18 protein-coding genes are annotated in these 15553 nt (G+C 66.9%); 3 read left to right on the top strand and 15 right to left on the bottom strand.

Translation table 11 applies throughout. The features are described from left to right. Positions 1–22: 22 nt before the first annotated feature. From IPM73_15105 to IPM73_15070, 8 genes are all read right to left on the bottom strand, one after another. Positions 23–964, bottom strand: a complete 942-nt coding sequence (locus tag IPM73_15105) for a carbohydrate kinase family protein (protein MBK8919331.1) — start codon at positions 962–964, stop codon at positions 23–25. An 11-nt stretch (positions 965–975) separates the two neighbouring features. After that, complete coding sequence (locus tag IPM73_15100; GenBank protein ID MBK8919330.1) at positions 976–1974, bottom strand: DUF3426 domain-containing protein; 999 nt, start codon at positions 1972–1974, stop codon at positions 976–978. Positions 1975–2017: 43 nt separating this feature from the next. Next, complete coding sequence (gene prmA, locus IPM73_15095) at positions 2018–2908, bottom strand: 50S ribosomal protein L11 methyltransferase (protein MBK8919329.1); 891 nt, start codon at positions 2906–2908, stop codon at positions 2018–2020. 43 nt (positions 2909–2951) lie between these two features. Beyond that, positions 2952–4310, bottom strand: coding sequence for an acetyl-CoA carboxylase biotin carboxylase subunit (accC, locus tag IPM73_15090; protein MBK8919328.1), 1359 nt, complete (start codon positions 4308–4310; stop codon positions 2952–2954). 132 nt (positions 4311–4442) lie between these two features. Beyond that, complete coding sequence (locus IPM73_15085; protein ID MBK8919327.1) at positions 4443–4901, bottom strand: acetyl-CoA carboxylase biotin carboxyl carrier protein; 459 nt, start codon at positions 4899–4901, stop codon at positions 4443–4445. Between the two features lie 48 nt (positions 4902–4949). Continuing rightward, complete coding sequence (gene aroQ, locus IPM73_15080) at positions 4950–5429, bottom strand: type II 3-dehydroquinate dehydratase (protein ID MBK8919326.1); 480 nt, start codon at positions 5427–5429, stop codon at positions 4950–4952. Between the two features lie 53 nt (positions 5430–5482). After that, positions 5483–6016 (bottom strand): redoxin domain-containing protein, encoded by a 534-nt coding sequence (locus IPM73_15075; GenBank protein MBK8919325.1) that lies wholly within the window; start codon positions 6014–6016, stop codon positions 5483–5485. After that, a complete protein-coding gene (locus IPM73_15070) occupies positions 6013–6612 on the bottom strand; it encodes a hypothetical protein (GenBank protein ID MBK8919324.1) in 600 nt (199 codons plus the stop codon). Before IPM73_15070 ends, IPM73_15075 begins: the two co-directional genes overlap by 4 nt. A gap of 51 nt (positions 6613–6663) precedes the next feature. Between IPM73_15070 and mpl the strand changes: the two genes are divergently transcribed. Further along, entirely contained in the window at positions 6664–8010 is a 1347-nt protein-coding gene (gene mpl / locus IPM73_15065; GenBank protein ID MBK8919323.1) for a UDP-N-acetylmuramate:L-alanyl-gamma-D-glutamyl-meso-diaminopimelate ligase, read from the top strand. Positions 8011–8258: 248 nt separating this feature from the next. Beyond that, positions 8259–8798: a bifunctional (p)ppGpp synthetase/guanosine-3',5'-bis(diphosphate) 3'-pyrophosphohydrolase gene (locus tag IPM73_15060; GenBank protein MBK8919322.1), complete on the top strand. Its 540-nt coding sequence runs from the start codon at positions 8259–8261 to the stop codon at positions 8796–8798. A gap of 58 nt (positions 8799–8856) precedes the next feature. Here IPM73_15060 and IPM73_15055 read toward each other — a convergent pair whose 3' ends face one another. Genes IPM73_15055 through IPM73_15040 form a run of 4 tightly spaced genes read right to left on the bottom strand, consistent with a single transcriptional unit; the run spans position 8857 to position 12081 of the window. After that, positions 8857–9888: a COX15/CtaA family protein gene (locus IPM73_15055; protein MBK8919321.1), complete on the bottom strand. Its 1032-nt coding sequence runs from the start codon at positions 9886–9888 to the stop codon at positions 8857–8859. Further along, a complete protein-coding gene (locus IPM73_15050) occupies positions 9888–10781 on the bottom strand; it encodes a protoheme IX farnesyltransferase (protein ID MBK8919320.1) in 894 nt (297 codons plus the stop codon). The genes IPM73_15055 and IPM73_15050 overlap by 1 nt, the downstream gene beginning before the upstream one ends. Before the next feature lie 8 nt (positions 10782–10789). After that, a complete protein-coding gene (locus IPM73_15045; GenBank protein ID MBK8919319.1) occupies positions 10790–11392 on the bottom strand; it encodes a hypothetical protein in 603 nt (200 codons plus the stop codon). Continuing rightward, positions 11389–12081, bottom strand: coding sequence for an SURF1 family protein (locus IPM73_15040; protein ID MBK8919318.1), 693 nt, complete (start codon positions 12079–12081; stop codon positions 11389–11391). Before IPM73_15040 ends, IPM73_15045 begins: the two co-directional genes overlap by 4 nt. 79 nt (positions 12082–12160) lie before the next feature. Here IPM73_15040 and IPM73_15035 point away from each other — a divergent pair, with 79 nt between their 5' ends. Next, positions 12161–12361 (top strand): twin transmembrane helix small protein, encoded by a 201-nt coding sequence (locus IPM73_15035; protein ID MBK8919317.1) that lies wholly within the window; start codon positions 12161–12163, stop codon positions 12359–12361. Here the strand turns inward: IPM73_15035 and IPM73_15030 are convergent. From IPM73_15030 to ctaD, 3 genes are all read right to left on the bottom strand, one after another. After that, the gene (locus tag IPM73_15030) at positions 12349–13221 is read right to left on the bottom strand and encodes a cytochrome c oxidase subunit 3 (GenBank protein ID MBK8919316.1); all 873 of its coding nucleotides are present in this window, start codon (positions 13219–13221) and stop codon (positions 12349–12351) included. The two genes, IPM73_15035 and IPM73_15030, sit on opposite strands and share 13 nt — an antisense overlap. Further along, entirely contained in the window at positions 13218–13829 is a 612-nt protein-coding gene (locus IPM73_15025) for a cytochrome c oxidase assembly protein (GenBank protein MBK8919315.1), read from the bottom strand. The genes IPM73_15030 and IPM73_15025 overlap by 4 nt, the downstream gene beginning before the upstream one ends. 123 nt (positions 13830–13952) lie before the next feature. Beyond that, entirely contained in the window at positions 13953–15548 is a 1596-nt protein-coding gene (gene ctaD / locus IPM73_15020) for a cytochrome c oxidase subunit I (protein ID MBK8919314.1), read from the bottom strand. Positions 15549–15553 lie beyond the last annotated feature (5 nt).

Here is a 15553-nt window from a genome sequence, read left to right as displayed (position 1 = left end):
GGAGTGTTACGGGGCTGTTGCGTCAGTTCTGCCAGGGGCGCGACCCGAAGGCCCGGGCGTAGCGCTCGGCGATTTCCTCCCGGGCCGGCGCGTGGTTCTGGCCACCTCGCTGGCTGATCTTGAGGGCGCCCATGACGGCGGCCAGGCGGCCGGTGGTGGGCCAGTCGTAGCCCTGGGCGAGACCGTAGAGCAGGCCGGCGCGGTAGGCGTCGCCGCAGCCGGTGGGGTCGACGATGGCCTCGGCCTCGACGCAGGGAATGTCGTGGCGCCGGCCGTCGGCGTGGATTTCGGAGCCGGCCCCGCCCTTGGTGACGATGAGGGCGCGCACCTCCCCCGCCAGTTGCTCGATGCTGCGCCCGGTGCGGTCGCAGAGCAGCTTGGCCTCGTAGTCGTTGAAGCAGGCGTAGTCGGCAAGCTGCATGAAATCGAGCAGTTCGTCGCCGCTGAACATGGGCATGCCCTGGCCGGGATCGAAGATGAAGGGGATGTCCGCCGCGGCGAAGTCCCGGGCGTGCTGCAGCATGCCCTCCCGGCCGTCCGGGGCGACGATGCCCAGGGTGGCGTCGCTGGCGGCGCTCACCTTGTTGAGGTGCGAAAAACTCATGGCGCCGGGGTGGAAGGCGGTGATCTGGTTGTCGTCCAGGTCGGTGGTGATGAAGGCCTGGGCCGTGAAACTGCCTGGAACGTGGCGGATCATGCGTCGGGACAGCCCCAGTCTGTCCAGGCGGCTGAAGTACGGCGTGGCGTCGTCGCCGACCGTGGCCATGATGAGCGGATCGCCCCCCAGGAGTTGCAGGTTGTAGGCGATGTTGCCCGCGCAGCCGCCGAATTCGCGGCGCATCTCGGGCACCAGGAAGGCGACGTTCAGGATATGGATCTGTTCCGGCAGGATGTGGTTCTTGAAACGGTCCGGAAAGACCATGATGTTGTCGAAGGCGAGGGAGCCGCAGATGAGGGTGGACATGGTTTGGGGGGTCAGGGATAGAAAACGTAAAGACGGTAGCCGGCAGCGCCTGCCTCGCGAGCGTCGATCCAGAGCTTGACCGCGGTGTCGGCACCGGGGGCGAAGGCGAGCGGGTCCGCCTGGGGCGGGAGATAGTCGGCGGCGTTGAGCACGCGGCGGGCAACGACGGCATCCTGGGCGTCGGTCAGGGTGAGTTCGAGGGCGGGCCAGGATTGGGGAAAGGCAGCACGATTGCGCAAGGTGGCCGCCAGGATCAACAGGCCGCTGGCCTTGTCGGCCTGCAGGTCGGAAGCCTCGATGCTGACCAGGTCGGCGACCCGGGGTAGCGGTACAGGCAGATCGGCGGCGTCGTAGAGGGCGAGGCTGGCCGGCAAGCGCTGGGCGATTTCGGTGCGCCAATGCAGGGCGATCTGGGCGGCCAGCGCCGTGGCGAGGACGAGGGCAGCCAGGGCGAAGGGCCATACCGGCCGCCGGGGTGTGGCTGACACCAGCCCGCCCTGGGGGTCTGGGGCCAGGGCGCCAGCCGACCAGCGGCTATAGCCTGGAGTCTCGGCCAGTTCCCGGGCGGCGGCGAGGCCCGCTTCGCGGGCGGCCTGGGCGGATTCCTCGGGGGTTTCGGCGGGGGGCTCCGCGGGGGGCTCCACCTCCGTGTCGGCGGAAGGAGGCTGAGGGCCTGCAGGGGAGGCTTCGTGTTCTGGCGCGGGGAGTTCGTTGCCGGCGGGGAGGTATTTCTCGTCCGGAGGGGGAGGTTCGTATACCGGGGGGTGAAACGGCGAGCGCTCCGCAAACGAATGTTCGCTCGGCGGGGCGGGCGTGAATTCCGTCTCCGGGGCGGCCGCTGCTTCCGCCGAGAAGGGCGCGGGTTCGGCGACCGGAGCGTCGACCAGGCTTTCGAGGGCGTTGAAGACGCCCTGGCAGTGGCCGCAGCGCACTTTGCCCGCCCGAACGCGCAATTGCTCGGGAGTGACCCGGAACACCGTACTGCACAGCGGGCAGGCGGTGCGCATCATGCCGGCGGCCTCACGGGGGCTGCGCGCAGGGCGGCGCTCGGCTTCATGGCTTGCTTCCGCTGAGGCAGACCCAGCCTTCACGGGTGTCGGCGATGGCGAGGGGAATCCAGGCGGAGTAGAGGGCAATGATCTCCGCCGCCTGCTCGGCCAGGATGCCGGACAGGGCGAGGTGCCCGCCGCGGCGCACGTGGGCGCAGATGGCGGGGGCCAGGACACGCAGGGGGTTGGAGAGGATATTGGCCACGACGAGATCATACTCGCCCGCGATGGGAGCGGCGGAATCCTCGAAGCGGGCCTGGACGGCGTTGCGCTGGGCGTTGGCGCGGGCGGCCTCCACCGCCTGGGGGTCGATGTCGACGCCAGCGACGGGCGCGGCGCCCAGGCGGGCCGCAGCGATGGCCAGGATGCCGGAGCCGCAGCCGTAGTCGAGGAGCGAGGCGCCGGGACTCACCTGCCGCTCCAGCCATTCAAGACAGAGCCGGGTGGTGGGGTGGGAACCGGTGCCGAAGGCCATGCCCGGGTCGAGGATGAGGTTGATCGCCTGCGGGTCGGGCGCCTCGTGCCAGGAGGGCACGATCCACAGGCGGCCGGAAACGCGGATGGGCTCGAACTGGGCCTGGGTGAGCTGAACCCAGTTCTGCTCGGCGACGGCGGTGACGGTCGGCACGGGAACATCGGTCAGCCCCGCCTGCGCCGCCGCCGCGGCGAGCAGTCGGCCCACCTCGGCATCGGCCTCGAAAAGCGCCGTGATGCGGGAGTGCTCCCAGAGCGGGGTGGTGGGGGAACCCGGCTCGCCGAACTGGGGCTTTTCCAGGGGGGTGCCGGCGTCGGCATCCTCGATTCCGGCCGACAGGGCACCCAGGTCGAGCAGCGCGTCGCAGAGCGCCTCGGCATGGGCTGCATCGGCGGCAAAACTGACGTTCAGCCAAGGCATCGGGGGCTTCCGCAAGAGGGGCTGTCCAGGGGGGTTACCCCGGTCAGCCCTTGACCTCGCTCTTCTGGGCCAGCTTCTGCTCCAGATAGTGGATGCTGGTGCCGCCTTCGATGAAGTGCGCGTCCTGCATGAGTTCCTGATGCAAAGGAATATTGGTCTTGATGCCCTCGATGCTCATTTCCGACAAGGCGATGCGCATGCGGCGGATGGCCTGCTCCCGGGTGTCGCCGTAGGCGATGACCTTGGCCACCATGGAATCGTAATGGGGCGGAACGGTGTAACCCTGGTAAATGTGGGTATCGACCCGGATGCCGGGGCCGCCGGGGGGGTGGTAGAAGGTGATCTTGCCGGGAGATGGGGTGAACGTGAAGGCATCTTCGGCGTTGATGCGGCATTCGATGGCGTGCCCCCGGGTGCTGATGTCCTTCTGGCGGTAGCGCAGCTTCTCGCCGGCGGCGATGCGGATCTGCTCCTGGACGATATCGACGCCGGTGATGGCTTCGGTGACCGGATGTTCCACCTGCACCCGGGTATTCATCTCGATGAAGTAGAACTCGCCGTTCTCGTAGAGGAATTCGAAGGTGCCGGCCCCACGGTAGCCGATCTTGCGGCAGGCGTCGGCACAGCGATCGCCGATACGGGGGATGAGGCGGGCCGGGATGAGGGGAGCCGGCGCCTCTTCGATCACCTTCTGGTGGCGACGCTGCATGGAACAATCGCGCTCGCCCAGGTAAATGGCGTTGCGGTGGGTGTCCGCGAGCACCTGGAACTCGACGTGGCGAGGGTTCTCCAGATACTTTTCCATGTACACGGTGGGGTTGCCGAAGGCGGTCTGGGCCTCCTGGCGAGTCATCTGCACCGCATTGACCAGGGCGGCCTCGGTATGCACCACGCGCATGCCCCGTCCGCCCCCGCCCCCGGCCGCCTTGATGATGACCGGATAGCCAATGGCGCGGGCGATGAGGACGACTTCCTTGGGGTCTTCCGGCAGGGCGCCCTCGGACCCTGGGACGCAGGGGACGCCGGCCGCCTTCATGGTGTCCTTGGCGGAAACCTTGTCGCCCATGAGGCGGATGGTTTCCGCCCGGGGGCCGATGAAGACGAAGCCCGAGGACTCCACGCGCTCCGCGAAGTCGGCGTTTTCGGAAAGAAAGCCGTAGCCGGGGTGGATGGCCTGGGAGTCGGTCACTTCGGCGGCCGAGATGATGGCCGGAATGTTCAGGTAGCTCTGGGCGGAGGGGGCAGGGCCGATGCAGACCGACTCGTCGGCCAGCTTGACGTACTTGGCTTCCCGGTCGGCCTCGGAGTGCACGACCACCGTCTTGATACCCAGTTCGCGGCAGGCACGCTGCACCCGCAGGGCGATCTCGCCCCGATTGGCAATGAGGATTTTTTCAAACACTAAGCGTCTCCGGGGTGAGATCGCCCTGTTGGCCTGCGGCCATGGTGCGATTTGGCTTCGCCGCTACGCCGCCGAGGGGCGGCTGGTCGCCCCTGTCGGCAATGAGAATCTTCTCGAACATCGCTCGGCCCGTCAGCCGATGACGAACAGGGGCTCGCCGAATTCGACCGGCTGGCCGTTTTCCACCAGGATGGCTTTGACGGTGCCGGAAACGTCGGCCTCGATTTCATTGAGGAGCTTCATGGCCTCGATGATGCACAGGGTATCGCCCTGCTTCACCGATTGACCCACCTCGACGAGGGGATCGGCCCCCGGCGACGGGGCGCGGTAGAAAGTGCCCACCATGGGCGCCTTGACCACATGGCCGTCTTCCAGGTCGTCTTCATCGTCCAGATCGACCGAACCGGACGGGGCCGCCGGAGTGCCCGCGACGGCGGGCATGCCGGCCGGAAGGTAGTGCTGGACCGGGGCGGGGGCGGCTCCGTAATGCTTGGCGATGCGGACTTTTTCTTCGCCTTCCGTCACCTCGAGTTCCGAAATGCCGGACTCCTGGACGAGGTCGATGAGTTTTTTCAATTTGCGCAAATCCATGGGGTTCCCCTCAAGCGTGATGGTGACGCCAAGACTGCCGCCCTGCGGTCAGTCGCTGTCGAGCGTGTTGAGCAGATACTCCAGGGCGAGCAGATAGCCCTGGTGGCCGAGGCCGCAGATGACGCCCACGGCCAGGTCGGAAAAATAGGAGTGGTGGCGGAACGGCTCGCGGGCGTGCACGTTGGACAGGTGCACCTCGACGAAGGGAATCGCCACGGCTGCCAGGGCGTCCCGCAGGGCGACGCTGGTATGGGTGTAGGCAGCGGGGTTGATGATGATGGCCCGGACGCCTTGCTCCCGGGCTGCGTGGATGCATTCGATCAGAGCGCCCTCGTGATTGCTCTGGAAGGTTTCCAGATCGATCCCGGCCAACTCGGCGCGACGGGCCAGGGCCCGATTGATGTCGCTCAGGGTGGCGGCACCGTAGTGTTGGGGTTCGCGGGTGCCGAGCAGGTTGAGATTCGGGCCGTGGAGGACCAGGATCCGCTTGTTCTGCGCCTTCTTGGAATCGCTTTTTTCCCTCTTCATGGCAGCAAGTTTGCCGCAAATCGCAGCAATTTGTCCAGTGGCCGCGGGGCCGCTCAGGGGTTTGCCAGCCCCAGGAGCCAGGTCTCGGCCTCCTGCTCGCTCAGGATTCCCAGGCGCCGCTTGCGCAAGTTTCCGGAGGGGTCGAGGGCTACGGTGAAGGGGAGGGCCTTGCCCGGATTGCCCAGGGCCTTGAGCAGTGCGGTGGTCTCGGTCCCGCCCGCGGCCAGGGGGTAATTTATCGCCAATTTACCCGCCATTTGCCGGACGTTTTCCACACGATCAAGGGCGATGCCCAGGATTTTCGCCTCGGGGTGGCGCCCCTGCACCCGGGTGAATCCGGGGATTTCTTCCAGGCAAGGCGGGCACCAGGTGGCCCAGAAATTGACCAGCACCGGGTGGCCCCGCCAGTCGGCGATGCGGATGGGGCGGCCTTCCATATCCATAAAGGTCTGGGCCGCCAACAAGGCGGCGGCATCAGGGCTCGCCTCGGGCTGGCCCCGGCGGCGGCGTGCCACGAGAACGCCCGCCAGACCACCCCCCAGGGCCAGCGGAATGCCGAGGGTGAGGAAGGCGCGCCGCGAAATCACGCTGCGGAACCGCCCAGCAAGACCGCAAGCTCGTCGGCCCGGGCGCGCGGCCGGGGGCGTCCGTCGCGGGTCTTGAAACTCATGCGCTCGAAGGAGGGGGGGAAAACGATCAGATTGGCATCCGCCACCTCGGTGCCCACGACCAGCACGGCTTCTGCCTTCTCGTTGCGGGGCTCGGCATGGTCGTAGTCGATGCCGTGGTTGAGGAGGAAGATTTCCACCTCCTTGGCGCTGTCGGCGAAGAGCAGGATGTCGATGCGGGAGTGGGGGCCAGCGGTGCCGTCGAGGACGGAACCGGTCAGATAGGGGCGGTAGTCGGCCAGGAGTTCCATGAGATCCAGGGCGGTTTCCCGCAGGCCATGCAGCAGTTCGGTGTGTTCTTCGTCCTGGTAAAGGCTGCGGTAGGCCCGGAGTTCTTCCTCGACCTCGGCGTTGTCGGGAAAAGCGGTGTTATCGGGTAGCCCCAATTGCCGGGCGGCCTTCTTCTTGGCAAGGTGGAAGTCGGTGATGCCGTCTTCGGCCATGAGGCGGGCGGCCGCGGCCGCAATGCTGGCTCTGGCGCCAGAGGCCTGACGGGGTGAATCGTGGCGGGGCATGGATGCGCTCCGTCGAGTAGAATCCGGGCCATTCTAATGGCCTTTCCCGACATGCACATTCATATTCTCGGTATCTGCGGCACCTTCATGGGCGGCATCGCCCAACTGGCCCGGGCTGCCGGCCACCGCGTCACCGGCTGCGACGCCAACGTCTATCCGCCCATGAGCGACCAGTTGCGGGGGGCGGGCGTCGATCTCATCGAAGGTTACGGCGTCGATCAGTTGGCGCTCAAACCGGATGTCTTCGTCGTCGGCAACGCCATTTCCCGCGGCAATGCGCTTTTGGAGGCCGTTCTCGACCAGGGCCTGAGCTACGTTTCCGGCCCGCAGTGGCTGGCGGAAAACGTGCTGCAGGGACGCTGGGTGCTGGGGGTGGGGGGTACCCACGGCAAGACCACCACCAGTTCGATGCTGGCCTGGATTCTGGAGGACGCGGGCATGGACCCGGGCTTCCTCATCGGCGGTGTGCCCATGAACTTCGGCGTCTCTGCCCGGCTGGGCGGCACGCCCTTCTTCGTCATCGAGGCCGACGAATACGACACCGCCTTCTGCGACAAGCGTTCCAAGTTCATCCATTACCGGCCGCGCACCGTGGTGTTGAACAACCTGGAGTTCGATCATGCGGATATCTTCGCCGATCTCGCCGCCATAGAGACGCAATTCCATCATCTGGTGCGGACTCTGCCGCCTTCCGGCCTGATTGTCGCCAACGCTGCCGAGGAGAGCTTGAAACGTGTGCTGGCCCGGGGCTGCTGGACCCCCGTGGAGTGGTTCAACGACCCCGAGGGCTACCGCACCGGCGGCGATGATGCGGACGGGGCGCTCCTCCTGTCTGATGGCGAAGGCGAAATCGGGCGCAGCACCTGGACCCTCACCGGCGACCATAACCGGGCCAACGCCTGCGCCGCCCTGCTCGCCGCCCGCCATGTGGGGGTGCCCCTCGACAAGGGATTGGAGGCGCTTTCCCGCTTTGTGAACGTCAAGCGCCGCATGGAGGTCCGGGGTGAAGTAAGGGGCGTCACGGTCTACGACGATTTTGCCCACCACCCCACGGCCATCGCCACAACCGTCGCCGGTCTGCGCCGCAAGGTGGGCCGGGCGCGCATCCTGGCCGTGCTGGAACCGCGCTCCAACACCATGAAGCTGGGGGTGATGAAGTCCGCCCTCCCCGGTAGCTTGACCGACGCCGACGCCGTCTTCTGTTACGGCGCCAAGCTGGGCTGGGACGCCGCCGAGGCCTTGGCCCCCCTGGGGGCCAAGGCGGTGGTGGAAGACGACCTCGACCGCCTGGTGGCGCGCATCGTCGCCGAGGCCCGCTCGGGTGACCAGATTCTCGTCATGAGCAACGGCGGTTTTGGTGGCATCCACGGGAAAATCCTCGAACGTCTGGCGGGCTAGTGGTCAGTCAGATAGGTTTACGTCGATGCCGAGGCGCGCGTCCGCGCCTTGATCGCGCGAAGCGAACCGCAGCCATAGCCGAAGCTATGGCGAGGATGAGCGACGAGCGGGGATGCGGGGCGTGCCGAACATTGCTGAACCTGTCTGACGGACTACTCGGTACGCCAGGCGCAGTGGCGCCACCGGGGAAGCGGTGGGGGTAGCGCGGGGCGGGCAAGGTTTGTGGATGACTGCGGGAGGTGAGACTCATGAGCACAGAGGTTTCCAAAGTATTGCGCGCGGCGCTCTTTGCGGCGGAAAGGCACAGGAACCAACGTCGCAAGGACGCTGAAGCTTCACCCTATGTCAATCACCCCATTGCCGTGGCCAGCGTGCTCGCCGCCGAGGGCGGCGTCACCGATCCGGATGTGCTCTGCGCAGCCTTGCTCCACGACACCCTCGAGGACACCGAAACCACGGCGGATGAGCTTCGCGACGCTTTTGGCGGGCGGGTCTGCGACATCGTGCTGGAAGTGACCGACGACAAGTCCTTGCAGAAGGCCGAACGCAAGCAGTTGCAGGTTGTCCACGCCGCCACCGCCTCGCCCTCGGCGCAACTGGTCAAGCTTGCCGACAAGATCAGCAACCTGCGGGATCTGTTGAACTCACCGCCCGCAGATTGGCCCGCCGAGCGCAAGCAGGCGTATTTCGATTGGGCTGAACGGGTTGTGGCCGGATTGCGGGGCGTTCATCCGGGGCTGGAAAAGGTGTTCGACGCGCTCATCTCACGCAGGCCGGGCCTGCGATGAGCGGCCCAGGGCCGCCGGGCCCTGCCCTCCAGGGGGCCTTGCACCAGTTGAGCAGCAACTACCGGCGCGCGAATCCGGTGATCGGAACGGCACGGGCCGCCTGCATCCGGGAATGAGCACCGGCCAGCCGCAGATTGAGGGCCAGGGTGGCCGTGAGCAGTGCCGCCGCCCCCAGGTTGTGGGCCACGGCCAGAGGCAGGGGCAGGGAGAGCAGGACGTTGGCGATGCCCAGGCCGAGCTGTAGCGTCAGCAATCCGAGCAAACCCTTGCCCCAGACGGACCATCCCGGGGCGCTGACGAGCCGGAATCCCAGCAGGCCGACCAGAACGGTCAGCGCCAGGGCGCCGAGGCGATGGCTCCAGTGGATGGCGGTCAAGGCCTCCAGGGAGAGCAGGGCGCCGCTCGCGGTTTGCCCCAGTTCCCGGTGCAGGGTGAAGGCGTTGGCGAAATCCGCTGGCGGCAGCCAGGCGCCGTGGCAGGTGGGGAAATCGGGGCAGGCCAGGGCGGCGTAATTGCTGCTCACCCAGCCGCCGAGGGCGATTTGCCCGACGACGACCAGGAGGGCCAGGAGCGCCAGGGGCTTGATTCCCGCGGGAACGGGGGGCGCCGCTTGGCGCCGTTCGCCGAGGGCCAGGGCGACGAGGAGGGCGAGGGTGGTCATGCCCCCCAGCAGGTGGGCCGTGACCACCATCGGTTTCAGGAGCAGGGTGACCGTCCACATGCCCAGCAGGGCCTGGAAAGCCACGATGAGCAGCAGGGCTGTCGGCAGGACCGGGGAGCGCACCGCCCGCGCGGCCTTGCGCCAGGAGAGGGCGCAAATGCCCAGAATCAGGAGGCCCAGGGTGCCGGCGAAGTAGCGATGGACCATTTCCTTCCACGCCTTGGCGGGTTCGACGGGCTTGCCGGGGAAGGCCTGGACGGCGACGGCCTGCTCGTGGGCTTCGTCGGGAACGCCTACCAGATGGCCGTAGCAGCCGGGCCAGTCGGGGCAGCCGAGGCCGGCGTCGGACAGGCGCACGTAAGCGCCCAGGGCGACGACGGCGAAGGCCAGACAGGCGGCGATGAGGATGAGGCGGCGGCGCAAATCCATCAGGCGATCAGGCGGTCGGCGAAGAGGGCCGCGAAGAGCAGGGTCAGGTAGAGGATGGAGTAGCGGAAGGTCTTCTTGGCCAATTCGTCGCTGTAACGCCGGCAGAGGGCGATGGCGTAGGCCAGGAAGCCGACGTCCAGCAGGGCGATGGCCGCCAGATAGAACCAGCCACTCATGCCCAGGGAGACGGGGATGAGGCTCGCCGCGGCCAGCATGACGGTATAGAGCAGGACGTGCTGGCAGGTGAATTCGACGCCGTGGGTGACAGGAAGCATGGGCAGGCCGGCCTTGGCGTAGTCGTCGCGGCGGTAGCAGGCCAGGGACCAGAAGTGGGGCGGCGTCCACAGGAAGATGATGAGGAAGAGCACCAGGGGTTCCGGCGAAATCTGGCCGGTCATGGCCGTCCACCCCAGGAGGGGCGGCATGGCACCGGAAGCGCCGCCGATGACGATGTTCATGGGCGTAGCCGGCTTCAGGACCAGGGTGTAGATGACCGCGTAACCGAGGAAGGTGGCCAGGGTGAGCCACATGGTGAGGTCGTTGATGAAGCTGTGCAGGAGCCAGAGGCCGGCGGCGCCCAGGAGCGTGGCCAGAGTGATGGTTTCCAGAGCGGAAAGCTCGCCCCGGGCGGTGGCGCGCCAACTGGTGCGGGCCATGCGGGCGTCCACGGTGCGTTCGACCAGGCAGTTGAGGGCGGCGGCGGAAAAGGCCACCAGGGCGATGCCCAGGGAGGCGACCAGGAAGCGCAGAAGCGGCGGGAATCCCGGCGTCGCCAGGAACATGCCGATCATGGCGGTGAACACGATGAGGCTGTTCACCCGAGGCTTGCACAGGTGGGAGAAGGCCTTGAGGCGCTGGACCAGGGTCAGCGGTTGGGCGATGGCGGTGTGCATGGGATTTCCTATCCGGTCCAGGCGAATTTGAGCAGGCGTTCGAGGTCTTTGCGCACGTCCTGGCCGGGGGCGTCCGGGGCGTAGCGCAGCATCAGGTTGCCCTGAGGGTCGATGACGTAGAGGCGGTAGTCCGGCCCGGCGGCAAAGGGCGCGGGCCAGGGATCGGTGCGGGCGGCGACGAGCAGGTCCGGCTGGGCGGCGCGGGCGGCGGCGAGGGCGGGCTGGGACGCATCGTCGCTCAGCACCAGGCGGCGCAGACGCCCCATCTCCTTGTTGAGGGACACCTGGACGCGGCGCATCTCGTCGATGCGCCCGGTGCAGGCGGCCCCACAGGCGCCGTGGCCGGCCAGGACCAGGGTCCACTTGCCGGCCAGGTCGGCGGGGGCCAGGGGCTTGCCGCTCTCACCCACGAATTGTTCGGCGGGGAAGGGCACGGGAGGTTGCAGCAGCTCGCCCCGGTTGCCGGTCTGGCCGGGGCGCCAGCCGGTAAGGTAGAGGCCGGCGCCGAGGACGAAGGGCAGCATGAGCGCCCCGGTGGCCAGCAGCAGGGTGCGGCGGCCGGCGGCGATTTGCGCGGGGGTGGGTTCGGCGGGGGCGGTCACGGCGGTCATGGGCGGCGGCGGAAAAGAAACCAGGCCCAGATGCCGACGGTACTGGCGGCGAAACCGAACCATTGCAGGGCGTAGGAAAGATGCTTGTCGGCGCGTTCGTCGGGACGGGGCCAGGCGCGGACGAAACCGTCGGCTGCCGCGGGGTCGAGCTGGAGGATGACCGGGTGCAGCGGGTAGGGCACGGCCCGGCGGAAACGCTCCAGGTCCGGGTTCTGCCAGACCGGCTCCCAGGCATCAGAGGCTTGCGGTTCGCCGAGGGTGAAGAAGCGGTTGCCGGGGACGACGGCGATGCCGGTGATCTCGACGCTCCCAGGGGGAACCGGCGCCGGCGGGAGTTGCTGGTGATCGGCAAGGGCCGGCACCCAGCCCCGGTTCACCAGGACGTACAGTTCGCTGCCGGCGAGCCGCAGGGGGGTGAGGACGTGGTAACCGGCGCGGTCTTCATGGACCCGGTTGTCGATCAGTACCTGGCGCGTGGCGTCGTATTCGCCGTGGGCGACGAAATGCCGGTGACGCAGGGCCTCGGCGTCGGCGGGGGCAGCCGGCAGGGTCACCAGGGCGCCCTGGCTGCGGGTATCCAGATCGGCCTGGAGGCGGCTCTTGACGTCGTATTTGTTCCACTGCCACAGGCCAAGATTGACGAACAGGGAAACCAGCACGGCCGTCAGCAGTCCACCCCAGATGAGGATGCTCCGCCGGCCGGTCATTGCTCCGGCACCGACAGGCCGGGCATACTCGGGCTTGGTTCTACCCTCCGGAGAAGTCGCCATGTTCAAGCTGTTGGTGGTGTTGATGCTGTTGGCCATAGTCGGCAGCCTGTTTTCCGGACTCTTCTATCTGTACCGCGACCGCGGCGCCGGCACCCGCACGGTGCGGGCGCTGACGCTGCGGATCGGGCTTTCGGTCACGGTTTTTCTGCTTCTCTTGTTGGGGCTGAGGTTGGGTTTGATCCCGGGTTACAGCCAGTAGACGAAGACGAAGAGCAGCAACCACACCACATCGACGAAGTGCCAGTACCAGGCGACGCCTTCAAAGGCGAAGTGGCGCTTGGAATCGAAATGGCCCTTCATGGAGCGCAGCAGGATCACGGTCAGCATGATGGCGCCCAGGGTCACGTGGAAGCCGTGGAAGCCGGTGAGCATGTAGAAGGTGGCCCCGTAGGCACCGGCGCCCAGGGTCAGGCCGAGTTCGCTGTAGGCGTGGTGGTATTCGTAGGCCTGGAAGCCGAGGAAGGTGAAGCCCAGAACCACGGTGGCGAGGAGGCCCAGGACGAGCTGTGCCCGGTTGTCCTTGAGCAGCGCCCAGTGGGCCCAGGTCACCGTCACGCCCGAGGAGAGCAGCAGGGCGGTGTTGATGGCCGGGATGCCCCAGGCGCCCATGGGGGTGAATTGCGGCCCCTTGGGGCCGCTGGAGGGCCAGGCGCCAGTGAAGTCCGGGTACAGGGTGACGCCGTGTTCGGCCACCATGTTGCCCAATTCAGGCACGGAGAGGATGCGCATGTAGTAGAGGGCGCCGAAGAAGGCGGCAAAGAACATGACCTCGGAAGCGATGAACCAGATCATGCCGTAGCGGAAGCTCTTGTCCTCCCAGTCCCGGTAGGCGCCGCTCTGGGATTCGGCGATCACTTTGCCGAACCAGCCGAAGAGCACGTAGATGATGACCGCCGCGCCCCCCAGCATGACCCAGGGGCCCAGCGCGTAGGTGTTCATCTTGAGGATGAAGCCCAGGGCCAGCAGGAACATGCCGGTGGCGAGGATGAAGGGGTAGAGCGAAGGCTGCGGAACGAAATAGTGGTGGTCGTGGGCGGGGTGTGCTGCGGTAGAACTCATTGGGCCTCCCGAATATTGTTGGGCGCCGCACGCGGGGCGTCGACGCTGAAAAATGCGTAAGAAAGCGTGATGTGACGGATGTCTTCGTCCAGTTCGGGCTTGACGATGAAGGTCAGCGGCAGTTCCCGCGCTTCGCCGGGGGCAAAGGTCTGCTGGGCGAAGCAGAAGCAGTCCAGCTTCTCGAAGTGCTGGGCCGCTTGACCCGGCGTCACGCTGGGCACCGCCTGGCCGACGATGGTGCGGTCGGAGGTGTTGCGCACCAGGTACTTGACCTGTTGGAGCTCGCCCGGGTGGAGGTCGAGGGACAGCGTCAGGGGGCGCATGTCCCAGGGCAGACCGGGCATGACCGTTCCGGTGAATTCCACCGTCACCGTGCGGCCGGTGACCACCCGCGACGGCGCGGCGGAGGAGGCCACCAGGCCGCCGACCCCGATGCCTTCGCGTACCACCCGCCGATCCCCCGTCTTGCCGTTGAAGCCGGTGGCTTCGCACAGCACGTCGTAGAGCGGCACCAGGGCGAAGCCGAAGGCGAAGGCGGCAGCCACCACCAACACCAGGCGGCCGACCAGGCGGCCGTGGTTGGGAGGGGCGGGATGCACGGATTCCATGCTAGCGCTGGATCAGAAAGCCGATCAGGTACAGGGCCAGAGCGGCCGCACCCAGGGCCCAGGCCGTCCGGCGGGCGGCGGCCTGGCGGCGGGCCATTTCGGCGGGGGTGAGGGTGGCTTCCATCACTTCACCACCGGCTGGGTTTCCCAGCTATGGTGCGGCGGCGGCGAGGGCAGCTCCCATTCCAGGCCCTCGGCACCTTCCCAGACGCGGCCTTCGGCCTTGGGGCCACCCTTCACGCAACGCCAGATGTTGTAGGCGAAGAGCAACTGGCTGAGGCCCAGGATGAAAGCGCCCACCGTCGAGATGGCGTTGAATTCCGAGAATTGCAGGGCGTAATCGGGAATGCGCCGCGGCATGCCGGCCAGACCGAGGAAGAACTGCGGGATGAAGGTCAGGTTGAAGGACACCACCGTCAGCCAGAAATGCCACTTGCCCAGGGTTTCGCTGTACATGTGGCCGGTCCACTTGGGCAGCCAGTAATAGACCCCGGTCATCACCCCCATGATGCCGCCGGCGAAGAGGGCGTAATGGAAGTGAGCCACCACGAAGTAGCTGTGGTGGTACTGGGCGTCCGCCGCCACGTCGGCCAGCACCAGGCCGGTGAGGCCGGCCATGCCGAAGAGGACGATGAAACCCTGGGCGAAGAGCATGGGCGTCTCGAAACTCATGGCACCGCGCCACATGGTGGCGACCCAGCAGAAGAACAGCACGGCCAGGGGCAGGGAGATCGACATGGTGCTGAACATGAAGTAGATCAGCGCCGGCACCGGCATGCCCACGGTGAAGAAGTGGTGGGCCCAGACGATCACTGACAGCACGCCGATAGCGATGAAGCTATAGACCTGGGCCTTGTAGCCGTAGGTGGGCTTGCGGCTGAAGGTGGATAGCACGTGCGGCATGAGACCCCACACCGGCAACAGCAGGATGTAGACCTCGGGGTGGCCGAAGAACCAGAACAGGTGCTGGAAGAGGATGGGGTCGCCGCCGCCCGCCGCATCGAAGAAGTGGGTGCCGAAGTGGCGGTCGGTGAGCAGCATGGTGACCGCGCCGGCCAGCACCGGGATGGTGGCGATGAGCAGGAAGGCCGTGATCAGCCAGCCCCAGGCGAAGAGGGGCAGCTTCATCATGGTCATGCCCGGGGCGCGCAGGTTGAAGATGGTGACGATGATGTTGATCGACCCCATGATCGAGCTGACGCCCAGGATATGCACGGCGAAGATGGCGAAATCGACGCCGATGCCGCCCTGCACCGAGAGGGGCGCGTAGAAGGTCCAGCCCGTGGCGATGGCCCCGTCACCGATGCCGAAAAGGGCCAGGGTGAAGGGCAGGGTGAGCAGGATGGCGGCCGGCGGCAGCAGCCAGAAGCCCCAGTTGTTGAGTCGGGGCAGGGCCATGTCGGGGGCGCCGATCATGAGCGGAAGCTGCCAGTTGGCGAAGCCCGTCGCCGCCGGCATGAGGGCGGCGAAGATCATCACCAGGGCGTGAACCCCGATCAGCTGGTTGAAGAATTCCGGCTTCATCAGTTGCAGACCGGGCGAGAACAGCTCGGCCCGCACGGCCAGGATCATGATGCCGCCGACGAAGAACATGATGAGGGCGAAGGTCAGGTACATCGTGCCGATGTCCTTGTGGTTCGTCGTCGTCAGCCAGCGCAGGATGCCGCTGGGGTGGTGTTCGCCGTGGTGTTCCGCGGGATGGGTGGTGGCGATGCTCATGTCTC

This window comes from Betaproteobacteria bacterium (genome assembly GCA_016720065.1).
Taxonomy (GTDB): Bacteria; Pseudomonadota; Gammaproteobacteria; order Burkholderiales; family Rhodocyclaceae; genus SSSZ01.
Note: the sequence above shows the minus strand (reverse complement) of the source record. Positions and strands in the feature narration are given on the sequence as shown.